Source organism: Leptospira kanakyensis (assembly GCF_004769235.1).
Lineage (GTDB): Bacteria > Spirochaetota > Leptospiria > Leptospirales > Leptospiraceae > Leptospira_A > Leptospira_A kanakyensis.
On the sequence record NZ_RQFG01000005.1, the window covers coordinates 1,459,772 to 1,472,584 of the forward strand.

12 protein-coding genes are annotated in these 12,813 nt (G+C 39.2%); 7 read left to right on the top strand and 5 right to left on the bottom strand.

Features of this window, described 5'->3' with window-relative positions:
- Positions 1-51 precede the first annotated feature (51 nt).
- Positions 52-936, bottom strand: coding sequence for an RlpA family plasminogen-binding lipoprotein MPL36 (gene mpl36, locus EHQ16_RS07600; protein WP_135634187.1), 885 nt, complete (start codon positions 934-936; stop codon positions 52-54).
- Positions 937-1,045: 109 nt separating this feature from the next.
- On the opposite strand from mpl36, the gene EHQ16_RS07605 reads away from it, so the two are divergent.
- Positions 1,046-1,951 (top strand): tetratricopeptide repeat protein, encoded by a 906-nt coding sequence (locus EHQ16_RS07605; protein ID WP_135634185.1) that lies wholly within the window; start codon positions 1,046-1,048, stop codon positions 1,949-1,951.
- Between the two features lies 1 nt (position 1,952).
- Positions 1,953-2,876 (top strand): tetratricopeptide repeat protein, encoded by a 924-nt coding sequence (locus tag EHQ16_RS07610; RefSeq protein WP_135634183.1) that lies wholly within the window; start codon positions 1,953-1,955, stop codon positions 2,874-2,876.
- 36 nt (positions 2,877-2,912) lie between these two features.
- On the opposite strand, the gene folP is transcribed toward EHQ16_RS07610, so the two are convergent.
- Complete coding sequence (gene folP, locus EHQ16_RS07615) at positions 2,913-3,728, bottom strand: dihydropteroate synthase (RefSeq protein WP_135634181.1); 816 nt, start codon at positions 3,726-3,728, stop codon at positions 2,913-2,915.
- A 94-nt stretch (positions 3,729-3,822) separates the two neighbouring features.
- Between folP and EHQ16_RS07620 the strand changes: the two genes are divergently transcribed.
- From EHQ16_RS07620 to EHQ16_RS07640, 5 genes are read left to right on the top strand one after another with little or no spacing between them, the layout of a single operon-like run.
- Positions 3,823-5,835 carry an OmpA family protein gene (locus EHQ16_RS07620; RefSeq protein ID WP_135634179.1) on the top strand — a complete coding sequence of 671 codons (2,013 nt, stop codon included), beginning with the start codon at positions 3,823-3,825 and terminating at the stop codon, positions 5,833-5,835.
- 2 nt (positions 5,836-5,837) lie between these two features.
- Positions 5,838-6,962 (top strand): DUF1577 domain-containing protein, encoded by a 1,125-nt coding sequence (locus tag EHQ16_RS07625; protein WP_135634177.1) that lies wholly within the window; start codon positions 5,838-5,840, stop codon positions 6,960-6,962.
- A gap of 28 nt (positions 6,963-6,990) precedes the next feature.
- A complete protein-coding gene (gene hisS / locus EHQ16_RS07630) occupies positions 6,991-8,304 on the top strand; it encodes a histidine--tRNA ligase (protein WP_135634175.1) in 1,314 nt (437 codons plus the stop codon).
- Positions 8,301-8,834 carry a phosphatase PAP2 family protein gene (locus EHQ16_RS07635; RefSeq protein WP_135634173.1) on the top strand — a complete coding sequence of 178 codons (534 nt, stop codon included), beginning with the start codon at positions 8,301-8,303 and terminating at the stop codon, positions 8,832-8,834. The genes hisS and EHQ16_RS07635 overlap by 4 nt, the downstream gene beginning before the upstream one ends.
- Positions 8,831-9,739, top strand: a complete 909-nt coding sequence (locus tag EHQ16_RS07640; protein ID WP_135634171.1) for a lysophospholipid acyltransferase family protein — start codon at positions 8,831-8,833, stop codon at positions 9,737-9,739. The genes EHQ16_RS07635 and EHQ16_RS07640 overlap by 4 nt, the downstream gene beginning before the upstream one ends.
- Positions 9,740-9,803: 64 nt before the next feature.
- Here EHQ16_RS07640 and EHQ16_RS07645 read toward each other — a convergent pair whose 3' ends face one another.
- The 3 genes from EHQ16_RS07645 to EHQ16_RS07655 are packed head-to-tail and all read right to left on the bottom strand — an operon-like array spanning position 9,804 to position 12,801.
- Positions 9,804-10,931 carry a Re/Si-specific NAD(P)(+) transhydrogenase subunit alpha gene (locus EHQ16_RS07645; RefSeq protein WP_135634169.1) on the bottom strand — a complete coding sequence of 376 codons (1,128 nt, stop codon included), beginning with the start codon at positions 10,929-10,931 and terminating at the stop codon, positions 9,804-9,806.
- Between the two features lies 1 nt (position 10,932).
- Positions 10,933-11,865: a UDP-glucuronic acid decarboxylase family protein gene (locus tag EHQ16_RS07650; protein WP_135634167.1), complete on the bottom strand. Its 933-nt coding sequence runs from the start codon at positions 11,863-11,865 to the stop codon at positions 10,933-10,935.
- A gap of 57 nt (positions 11,866-11,922) precedes the next feature.
- Positions 11,923-12,801, bottom strand: coding sequence for a M50 family metallopeptidase (locus EHQ16_RS07655; protein WP_246835113.1), 879 nt, complete (start codon positions 12,799-12,801; stop codon positions 11,923-11,925).
- Between the last annotated feature and the right edge of the window lie 12 nt (positions 12,802-12,813).

The window sequence follows — 12,813 nt, forward strand, 5'->3', positions numbered from 1 at the left end:
CTTCCCGAGCAATTCGGCGGAACCACCAATTGCCCGGAAAAAGGGGAAATTTTAACGATTTGCGATGAAACAATCAATCCCATCGTATTTCAATTTTGATTTGAGAGATTCAGCTTTTGTGCGGTCTGCAAAATCCCCAACTTGAACTACAAACTTTCCATCTCTTGGAGTTACGAACACAGCTTGGTTGTATTCAGATTTCATGTTTTCTTGGTATTTGATTGCTCTTTCTTTTTCCTGAAACACTCCCACTTGAACGGTGAATCCCTTCCCAGCTGCGATAGGTTTCACGGCACCAGGTTTTACCGGTGTGAGTTTTTCTGGTTTTGCTGGAGCATCATCTAAAAGGTCTGCATCATCTAAGTCATCAGCGAGATCGTCTTCACCTTTTTTGAGAACTTTGATTCCAACTTTAGTAATCCCTTTATCTTTAAACTCTAATAGTTCTGCAGTTTTTTCGGATACATCAACAATACGTTCGTCTACAAATGGCCCACGGTCATTGATGCGGACAACGGCTTCTTTGTTGTTTTCTAAGTTTTGAATTTTGACCACACTTCCAATTGGCAGTGTTCTATGAGCACCAGTCATTTTCATTCGATCAAAAGGTTCACCACTGGCAGTGGGACGACCTTGGAATTTTTGTCCATACCAAGAGGACAAACCAACTTCATCAAACTGGTCTGCCGGTTTTTTTGTTGGGATGGCGGCAGTAGCAACAGGAGCTGCATTTTTGGAATTAGAATCTAAATCATCAATGATGGAACGAGCCACTGGGTCTTCCGACTTAGTGTTACTCGCCTGTTTTGACTTCTGAGAACGTTCAAAAAATATATCTTCCGGATCACCGGAAGCACTGTAATCTCTGCGGGTAGCATCTGCCGAACTGCAGGATACCAGCCACAATATCATGGATATAAACATGAGTCTTTGCATAACTTTCCCCTTTCCTCTGGACTCTTGTGTGTACCTTTCGGAAGGTTTTTCCAATCTCGTGATAAATTTTCTTTGGGGAGATTCATTTCTGAAACGATAATGGGTCTGTATGGCACAAGAAATCCAATCTCTATTCAATGAGGCTGTCCGTTTGGAGCGAAACGGTGAGTGGGATCGTGCCGAAATCCAATACAAAATTTTACTCGAAAAAGATCCAAATTACCATTTGGCCTTACAAAACCTAGGGGTTATTTACGCCAAACAAGGAAAACACGCAGAAGCCATTCCCTTGTTTTCTAAGGCTTATAAACTTCATACCAATGTTAAAAATTGTTATAATCTGGCAGTTTCCCTCTACAAACATGAGGAAACAGAAAAAGCGATTAGTTTTTTAAAACAAACACTTACTTTTGAAAAGAAGTTTATTTCAGCACATCTACTGCTCGCACAAGCCTATCAGAAGTTAGGCAATGATGAAAAAACCGAAGTTTATCTTACCAATGTCATTAAAATTGAACCAGACCACAAATCAGCTTTAGGAGGGCTTGCGATGTTTTATTATGAAAGGAATCGTTTTCCAGAAAGTTTAAAAATGATTGAACGTTATTTGATTCTTTATCCTGGAAATGCTCAATTAAAAATCATCCAATCCGAAATCCTCTCCAAACAGGGGCATTATAAAGCATCTGCCACCTTACTTGCGACCATGGTAAAAGAAGATGTAGGATTTACGAATTTTAATGATAGTTTGCAAGCAGCTTGGAAAGAAGAAGATGGAGTGGCTCACGAAAGTTTGGCTCGGATCCAAACCAAAGCAAAAAAGAAATTAAAAGAATTCCAAACCAAATTAGAGCTTTCAAAAGAAAACCCAGAAGAGTTTTCTCCTCCCGATGCACAAGAGGCTTTGGATTTAAGTTTGTTATATCTTTTCAATGGCAATCCAGAAAAAGCGATGCAATATTTGGTATTTGCGCAAAAGATGAAGGAAACCACAGATCCAGACAGGCCATCTTAGATTGAAATTTCGTATCCCTTATCTTCTATTTCTTTGTTACTTTTTGTTTTTATTTGGATGTAGGTATCCCATCGCTAAACAAGATGAATTGGAAACAGATACCTTGTTTTTGGAACTGACTGGTTCCAAGGCCACTGACTGCAATGCGGAAGGGATTCGGTTGTCCAAAACCATTCAGTTGGACCAAGCGGAAACAGTTTGGGATCAGTGCATCCAAACCAATCCTAACGAAGTGGTTGTTCACTTAAACCGCCTTCGATTCTATTATTTGTTAGATGAATACGAACATCTCAAACAAAAAATTACAAAAGAAGCTCCTTCTCGTTCCTCTGTCACTTACACAACAATTTTAAAAGAGTTGGAAGTTCGCTTGCGAAATGAGGAAAGGGTTGTGTTGTTAGATGCACTTTCCCGACTAAAAGGTTGGGAATTGTATTCTTATGAAGAACTTGCCAATTATTATTTACAAACAGGTAACTTTGTTTATGCGGAAGGTTATTTCAATCAGATTTTAGAAGTAGTTCCCTTCCATGAAAATGCATTGTACGGAATGGCAGACATCCAAGTCCAAAAAAGCAATTGGTATAGTTTGCTTGATTATGCAAAATCACTCGAAGTTGCAGCCAAAAAGAATCAGGAATTTCATTTTTATTTTGTAAAAGCTAATTATGAATTAGGACGTTACGAAACCGCACTCAAATGGGCGGAATCGGCGACACCAAACGAAAAAACCCAAATTAGTTTTTTAGAAGTTTGGCGTGATACTTTACTTGTTTTAAAAGATTCTCCTAGATGGGATAATCTTTTACCTTACTACCGTAAGGCGGTCGAAAGAGGATACGCTGTCCCTGAGTCCGTTTTTTTTCCTACTTTATCTAAAGAAGGAAAGGATGTAAGAAAGGCTTCTCGTTCGGGCAGAAGTTAATCTTAAACTCTCAAATCCTATTCTAAAAATTGAAGTTTATTCCTTTTCCTGGCATAAATTCCAAATCTTTTCTGCTTGCCTGAGCTTCAGAACGTTATGCGTTCGAATGAATGGAATTTTATATCTTAAAAGATGAAGTTCGCAGGCCAAGGTGGCAAATTCTCTATCTGGAATGGGTAATTCGCCGAGTACATTTCCAAGAAAAGATTTTCTAGAAACTCCTACCATGAGCCTAGGAAATTCTAGTTTTAAAATTTCCAATTCTTGCAGGACTCGAAAAGAAACCATTGGATCTTCACTTAAGAAAAAACCCATACCTGGATCGAAGTAGAGAGCGGATTCGGGAATGTCCATGGCAACTAAATCAGAGCGGCGATCCCGAAAGAAAGTTTGAACCTTTCTGATTACTTTTTCTGGGGTTAAATTGGATTTACTTTTCGCAATATTTCTGTTATGCGAATGCATGATGATGAGTTTTAGCTCCGGGTGCTTTTTGATGTAGGAACTTAAAAAATCACGGTCACCTTCATAGGTAAATCCAGTGATGTCGTTGATACAACGCACCCCGGCTTCAATTCCTCTTTTCTGGATCTCAGGTCGGAAACTATCCAAACTGATTCGGACACCCTTAGGAACAAAATGTCGGATTATAGGTTCTACCCGTCTCCATTCCTCTTCCTCAGAAACTAAACTTGCATTGATGTTAGATGACTGACCGGAGACATCCAACCAATCCGCTCCTTCCTGTAAAAGTTTGTTTCCTTGGTTGATTGCATCATCCGGGTTCAGGAACTTTCCCCCGTCACTAAATGAGTCTGTGGTAATGTTTAAGATTCCGAAGATTTCGGCCATGAATGAGAAGGATTATCGGTAAACCTCCCCCTAAAAGCCTTATTTTTCCCTTGGCAGAAAATTCCGAACTGCCGATACATAGGAGAGACGGCAGATGAAAAAATACCTTATTTCCTTAATCATTTTGGTTTTCCCACTTCTGGCCCAACCTTTACCTAAAGTGAAGGACGTAAGGTTTTATCAGCCTCTTAACACTCAAAATGTGGAATACAACCCCATCATTTCTCCCACGGGTAGGTATTTGGTTTTCCAATCCAACCGCCCGGGTGGTGAGGGAGGGATGGACATTTGGATTTCAGAGAATTTAAGTTTTCCTGACCGAATGAAATTGCCTGTTTGGTCACCTCCCAAAAATTTTCGCGAACTAAATACTACGAATTTTGAAGGTATGTTTTCTATCCTTTTTGATGAAGAAGAAAAACCGTACGAATTGTACTTCACGTCTGTTCGTGATAAATCACAAGCCGATCCTAAAAAAAACCGTGAAGGTTATGATGGCCTCAACTTATATTATACAAAAATAAATCCTAGAACGGGGCTTTGGTCTGTACCCATTCACTTGAATGAAGTGAACTCACATTTTGAAGATAAAATGCCTGCCGTTTCACCTGATGGTTGTTCTATGGTATTTTCCTCCAACCGCCCGGGTGGGATTGGCGGATTTGACCTTTGGATTTCCAAAAGAGAACCGTCGACAGTTACTAAAGAAACAAATCCCGATAAACCTAAAATTAGATGTAGGGATGGGGTTTGGCAAAAACCAATTTCTGTAGGAACAACCGTGAATACAAAGGATGATGAAATTAGTCCTAGTTACCACTGGGATGGATTACGACTGTATTTTAGTTCCAATCGTGAAGATAAAAATCGTAAATTTAGTTTTTATTATAGCGAGTACAATAGTTCACAAAATTATTTTGAAACACCTATCCTTTTAGGTTCTCCGTTTAATACCAAACAACAACTGTCAGGCGAATCTACTGGATTTCCTTTTGATACTCCAGCCGATTATTCTACTTATAGTCTTTGGGAAGAAAGTGATAATGAAGGGATTTCGGCCACCTTTGATGATCTGTGGTTTTATTTTTCTTCTAACCGTCCAGGCGGAGAAGGCCAATTTGACATTTACCGCACCATGGTTCCTGAGGACTTACGTCGTACTTATGAATTTGTTTTCCGTGGTTTAGTTCTGGATGGATCTGAAGCCATTATGATTGGTCTGGATGCCACACTGAAAATTTATGATGATACAAGACCCATCCAAGTGATTACTTCGAAACGGATTGGTGGGGATCTTAGCACCTCTGATGCAGAGAATTTTAGAACCACAATTAAAACTGGGAAATTATACCGAGTGGAAGTGTCTTCGCCCGGATTCCATCCGACCGAACTGCTTTTGGATTTGAGAGGGAACGTAGGAAAGGATAAGGAACAATATTCTCAAATCATTCTACAACCCATCCGTCCGACGAAAGACGAACGACCTGACAAAACCATCCAAGGAATCCGATTCATCGTTAAAGACAAAAAAACAGATTTGGTGATTCCGAATGCCATTTGTTATTATTTTGATGATCTAACCCGAAAAGGAAAATCCTTAGAATCTAAAGATAGCCGTTTTGATTTAGAAAAATCTCCGACCATGGATTTTGAAATTTTAGTAAGAGCCAAAGGGTTTAAGGAAGAAACCTTCCTTTTTTCCAAAGACAAAATTTCTTCTATGGAAGGGAAAGAAACCGTCCTTTACCTCCGAAATTTAAATGACTTTGACAGTTTGTACAATACAATTATTTATTTCCCGTTCAATGAACGAACGTTGAGTGATGAAGATAAGAAAAAATTGGATCTTTTTGCTGACTTCCTCATCCAACATAAAAATGAAAAAGTTGAAATTGGTGGACATACTGATAATGTAGGGAATAAGGAATACAATATCAGTTTGAGTGAAGATAGGGCACTTTCTGTGTATCAATACTTACGACTGAAAGCTGTTCCTAAGGAGCGAATGAAAGTGCAGGCGTACCATTATTCGCAACCGATAGCAGAGAATGAAACGGAAGAAGGAAGATCACGAAATAGACGTGTGAATTTCAAAAAAATAGATTAGTTATGATCAATCGTGTAAAAATTCATTTCGACCAAGAACGAGAGTACCTTCCGTTGGAAGCAGTACGTGTTTTACCTGAGTTTTTCAAACAAATGATGGGTGGAAATGGATTGTTTCTAAAAGGTTATGATACTTTGATTCGCGTGAAATTCAAAGGAGAACGACCGGATGGGGCACATATTTGGGAATTAGAAACTATCCCTGAATTAATCGAAACAATTTTTACGATCCAGGCCACACCTCAGTTTCACGTCGAAGTGGATTATGAATTAATCAATCAAAAGGACAACCTCCTTCTCGGCAAAGTCATTGATAGAAGACAAACTTATGCAACTAGACAAGATCCCAGAAATGAAAAGGTTCGAGGGAATGCTGTTGCTTCTAATTTTTTAGTTGCAAAAACAAATATCGATTTTTCAAAACTAACAGGAGTTAGTTCCCAGGTAATTCTTTCTGATATCCAACGGAATGTTCTAAAAAATTATCCGCAGTCAAAAGTGGTATTTCTTTCTGGATCAACTCATAGTGATGAAATTGATCTAATGAAGGAACATAAAAAACCAATTTTTATTTTAGATACAGAAACATTTGAATCTTTTCCTTCTGAAGATGTGTTTGATCCTAAAAAAACATTCGAAGACGAGTTTTTGTTGGATGATAAAATCCAAGAATACAAAAAGAAAAAAATAGGTTCTTATATTTATTTTCCTTTATTCATTCAAATGAAAGACATGCATTTTTTTGCATATCTTTCGTTAGAAACAGAAAGGCCAGGGATTCCTGGTGAAGTTTTGGAACTGTTTAAAGAGGTTGAACGTACGTTTCAAGAAAGAATTATGGACTCAAACACCCATATTCTTGATGTCAAACAAAACGTACTCAACGTTTCCAGGGGTGGAGTTGCCTTGGAAGTTAACGATATGGAAATTATCAAAGCACTGAAAGTGAAACCAACATTTACCCTGGATATCAATTTCAAATTGCAGGCACCGATTCGGATGGCGATAGAATTACGACATTTGGAAGAGGTGAATGATTTTTATCGATTGGGTGGAAGGATCACGGGTGTCAGCGGAGATAAAAAAGCCAAAGAGATTTACCACAGTCTCATCGACTTTTTTGGCTGATCTTACGCGGGTTCAATAGGGGCCAAGATTGAAAGAACAAAAACTAACGACAGAAAACTATAAAGGCACTCGGGATTTTTACCCTGAGGATATGCGCCTTCGAAACTACTTATTTTCGGTGATGAAAGATGTCGCCAGATCCTATGGATATGAAGAGTATGATGGCCCTATGGTGGAATCTTTGGATTTATACCGAGCTAAAACGGGCGAAGAAATTGTAGGGAAACAAATTTATAATTTTATCGATAAGGGAGATCGTGAGGTTGCGATCCGACCTGAGATGACACCAACTGTCGCTAGGATGGTAGCAAAAAAATTGCGCGACCTTCCTCGTCCCATTCGTTGGTTTTCCATTCCTAACCTTTGGCGATACGAACAACCGGGCCATGGTCGCCTTCGTGAACATTGGCAATTGAATGTGGACATGTTTGGTGTGACAAGCCAGAAGGCCGAATTAGAAATTTTATCTTTGGCTTGTGATATTCTTTTTGCATTTGGAGCCAAAAGGAATAGTTTTAAAGTTACAATTTCTCACAGATCACTTCTCGACGAATTTTTGTTAGATGGTCTAAAGGTAAGTCCAAACCAAGCGCATGAAGTTTCTAAAATTTTAGATAAAAAAAATAAAATTACGGAAGATGAGTATATTGCTCTTGTTTCAAAAACCATTCCTAATGATCCAACAGCAGTATCAAAGATAAACTTGTTTCTTGCTGCCACCACAGATACTCTCGGTCAAATTCCTGGAATCAAAGATGAAACTAGAAACACAATCCAAACATTGTTTGAGGATTTAAAAACCATTGGATTAGAGGATATTGTTTATTTTGACCCTTCAGTTGTAAGAGGTTTTGATTATTATACGGGTTTTATTTTTGAAATTTTTGACACTTCTCCACAAAATAAACGTTCGTTATATGGTGGTGGAAGGTATGATAATTTAATTGGTTTGTTTTCCAATGAAGAACTTTCTGGAATTGGGTTTGGTCTTGGGGATGTAACTCTTCAAAATTTTTTAACTGCACACAATTTATTACCAAATTTTGTGAATGATTCCACCGTTTACATTCCTCTTTTAGATGAGTCTTCCTTTGCAGAAAATCATAACTTTGCAAAGGAACTACGAAAAGAAAAGATTGCCGTAGAGGTTTCTTTACTTTCTCAAAAAATGGGGAAACAACTTTCTTATGCAGAGAAAAAAGGGTACCGCTGGATTTTACTTCGTGGTGAAGATGAAATCAAAGCAGGCACTGTGACATTAAAAGATATGGCAACTCGCAACCAATGGACTTCTTCTTTTTCGGAAGCACTTCAAAAGATAAAAGAAGAGCTTTCTAAATGAATTTTATTTCTGCCATTGATTTAAAGTTTTCGACTTGGATCCAAAAAAATCTCCACCACCCAAAACTCAGTTGGGTTTTGTCTCGGGTCAATCGTGGAGAAATGTTTGCCCTTGTTTTGTTGCCACTTATGTTTTTAAGCAATCTTTACAAGCCGGTTTACATTAGTTTGCCCTTTGTTTTGGTTTTTACTTATCTAACAGATCGTTTAGTGTTGGTTTTGAAAAAATACTTCGCTAGGAAACGTCCCCTAGTCAGTGTTATGGGAAAAGTGGATTCCAATCCAGATATGAAACATTCTTTTCCTTCGGCTCATAGCGCAAATTCCATTGTTGTATCTACGATTTTAGTTTTTGCCTTTCATGAGACTCCGTATTTCTTTTTCTTCAGTTTGTTTGCTGGTGTGGGTAGACTTGTTACCTTACATCATTTTGTGAGTGATATTGTGGGAGGATGGATCATTGGTTTTGGAATTGGACTCATTGCAGTTTTAATTCATTATTATCTTTGGCCTTTTGTTTTAACGTTATGAAACAGATTGGATATTTTATTTCATTTTTAATTGTTTATTTGTTTTATTTTCCATTTAAGGTTCTTCCGTATAAATGGTGTTTGGCGTATGGAATATTTTTAGCCAAACTCATTTATCCTCTGGATAAAAAACATAGAAAGGTTGCTGCCGATAATATTCGTTTTGCCTTTCCGGCTTATACAGAAGTTCAAATTCATAATTTAGTAAAGGCTCATTATCGTCATTTGGGTATCCTTCTTGCGCATACACTTTGGGCACCTCGAATGACTAGAAAGTGGTTGGATAAAAACCTAATTATCGATTCTGAAAGTTTACAAATTGAAGAAGAAACTAAAAAACAAGGAGTAGGAGTGATTCTAATTTCAGGTCACTTTGGCACTTGGGAAATTTTAGTTCAGTTTTTAGGAATCCGTATGAAGGGCGGAGGAATTTACAAAAAGGTAAGAAACCCCTTTGTTGACCAGTTACTCCGTCGGATGCGTTCTAAAAATGGGGTAGTGCTTGTTCCTGTCCAAGAGTCTACACAAGTCATCAAACTTCTCAAACAAGGGTATTGGATTGGATTTGGTGCAGATCAAAATGCTGGAAAAGCTGGGATTTTTGTTCCGTTTATGAACAGACAAGCATCAACATTTGTTGGTCCGGCCCTTATGGCATACTTAACTGGTGCTAAGATGTTATATTATTCTGTGTTAGCTGGCCCGGATGGGAAGGTGATTGTTCGTGTTAAGGATTTGGGTTTTGTTGATAAAAAACTATATCCTTCCAAAGATGATGTGATTCGGCATTATACAGAACTTTGGACGAAAACTTTGGAAGAAGAAGTGAAGTTATTTCCGGAGCAGTACTTTTGGGTACACCGTCGTTGGAGAACCCAACCGCAGGCCATCGAAAACAACCAGTAATGGAAAGATTAGAAACTTAAAAGTAAAAACCTAATCTTTCCAATGCCAATCTTAAATCTCGGAGTTATTCTCCGAGAAGTGCGAGTGTAGGTTTGTGACGAATCACCCCGTTTTCAGCAATCATACATGCATTGATGATCTCATCTTCCAAGTTGATGTTGAATTGTTTTTCTTTATTCACAAACAACTTTAGGAAGTTCACAATGTTCTTTGCATACATTTTACTTGCATCCATTGGTTGTGTACTTTGAAGGTTGGAATTTCCAATCACAGTAATACCTTTGTAAACAATTGTTTTATCGTTTTCGGTCACTTCACAGTTACCACCGTTAACCGCAGCCAAATCAACAATCACAGAACCTTGTCTCATTTTATCCACCATATCTTTGGTGATGAGTACAGGAGCTTTTTTTCCAGGAATGAGAGCTGTTGTGATAATGATATCTGCTTTTTCAGCATACTTTGCAATGGCTTCTTTTTGGCGACGTTGGTAATCTTCTGATTGTTCCACCGCATAACCACCAGTATTCGAAGCATCAGCTGCTCCTTCTACTTCCACAAATTTTGCACCAAGTGACATACACTGTTCTTTCACTTCTGGTCTTGTATCAAATACATCCACCACTGCCCCAAGTCGGCGAGAAGTCGCAATGGCTTGGAGTCCTGCAACACCTGCTCCGAGGATCAAAACTCTAGCAGGAGTGATGGTTCCTGCGGCAGTTGTTAACATTGGGAAAAAACGGCTATAGTTGGAAGCAGCAAGTAACACTGCTTTGTATCCAGAAACTGTTGCTTGGCTACTGAGAACGTCCATGGACTGTGCCCGAGTGATTCGTGGGATTGTGTCCATAGAGAAAATTTTAAAAGACGCGTTTGCGATTTCTTTTACTTTTTTAGGGAAAGCAAGAGGAGAAAGTGTAGCAATATAGAGTTTGTCTTTGCCAATTTTTTTAGCACTGGCTTCATCCAATGTATGGATGGATACAACGATGTCTGATCCAGAAAGAATCGCATCTCTTGATTCTACAGTTGCACCAACATCTTTATAATCTTGGTCGGAGAAAAACGCATTGTCCCCAGCAGTTGTTTCAACGGAAACAGTAAAACCTAACTTTTTGAGTGGGTCAACTACATCCGGAGTGATTGCCACTCGGTTTTCATAAGATGGTTCTTTGATTACGCCTATTTTCATTTTATACTCTTTTGCTAAAATATTCGATGGTTTTTTTTACGCCTTCCACGAGCGGAACGGTCGTTGAATAATTCAATTTTTCTTTCGCCAAACCTAGATTTGGTTTTCTTCTGGTTGGATCATCTTGTGGAAGTGGAAGGTAAATGATTTTAGATTTACTTCCTGTTTCTTTGATTACAAGTTCCGCAAGTTCTTTAACCGTGAATTCTCCGTCATTGCCTAGGTTGACTGGTCCAATGAAATTATCCGTGTTCATCATGGTAATGATCCCACGAACTAAATCATCCACGTAACAGAAGGAGCGAGTTTGGCTTCCATCACCATAAATGGTAATATTTTCTCCGCGTAACGCTTGTACAATGAAGTTACTTACCACTCGACCGTCATCCGGGATCATTCTTGGGCCATAAGTATTAAAAATACGGATCACTCGAATGTCTACACCATGTTGGCGGTGGTAATCGAAACATAAAGTTTCTGCTAAACGTTTTCCTTCATCATAACAACTTCTGATTCCGATGGTGTTTACATTTCCCCAATAGGATTCTGTCTGTGGGTGTTCGAGTGGGTTCCCATAAACTTCAGATGTGCTTGCTTGGAGGATTCGAGCTTTCACTCGTTTGGCAAGTCCGAGCATGTTTGTCATACCCAAAACATTGGTTTTGATGGTTTTGATAGGATTACTTTGGTAATGAACGGGAGAGGCCGGACATGCCATATTGTAAATTTCGTCCACTTCCAATTTGATAGGATCCGTGATGTCATGGCGGATCAGTTCAAAGTTCGGATTGGAGAGGAGGTGAGTTAGGTTTTCTTTTCGTCCGGTGTGGAAATTGTCCAATACGATGATTTGGTTCCCAGCGTTCAAAAGAGTTTCTGCCAGATGAGAACCGATGAATCCGGCTCCACCTGTGATAAGGATTCTTTTTGCCATTGAGATTCTATATTTATGAAGTCGGTGTCCTCGGCAAATGAAAATTTGTGAGAAGGACTAGGGGTTGTTGTCTTTGGGAGGGAAGTCCTGGAACAAATTCGGGGGCAAAACGATCCCACTTTCGGGATCCACACCACGTTTTTCCAACCAAAGTTTTGCTTCAGGAGAAAGCTCACCGGGAAACCTTTCGAACGACTCTTCCACTTCCGGGAAATCATGAGATTCTTCGTGGCTGAGGGAACTTCGTAGAGACATAAAAATAATTCCAATGCTAAGGAGAGACCAAAGGGTCGCGATCATGTAACCTAGAACCACAACCACAGTGGGAACTTCCTGGTTTTGTAAGTCTTCGGGGCCGAGACCAGACATCCAAAAGGCAAGGATTCCCGCGTCCGTTTCGGTTAATCTTTCTGCAAAATCAGAGAGATCATATAGGGAATAGAGAGAGATACTAGTACCTAAAAACACTAAGGAAAGGATGGAAATGGTTTCACCTAACATCCCAGTGACAAGAATGCCCACTCCCCAAAAAATTCCGGTAAGATAAGCAAGGTCACCTAGTTTAGAATAAAGGACACTGACAGAGATCAGAAACAATCCTAACAAAATCATTGTTTGGCGAGCATGGCGGCCTTGGAATCCGAGGCGTAACAAAAAAGCTCCGACAAGGGAAGAACCAATGTATCCTGCGGAAACTACCAAAATAAAGGAACCGCGAAAAGAAGCAGGGATCGCGATGGTTTCCCCTCCTTCATTTCCATGGAGAGCAATCCCTTTGACAACACCCCCGCTGAATAGAGCAGCAGTGGCATGACAGATTTCATGGATGAGTACAACAAACTCTTTGAGGTAGGAAGTGAATTGGTGATCCCAAAACGCCACTAAACTCAAAATCAAAGAGAGAAAAATGACAAACTTAACCGGTTTTTCTGCCATCATCGATTTTAA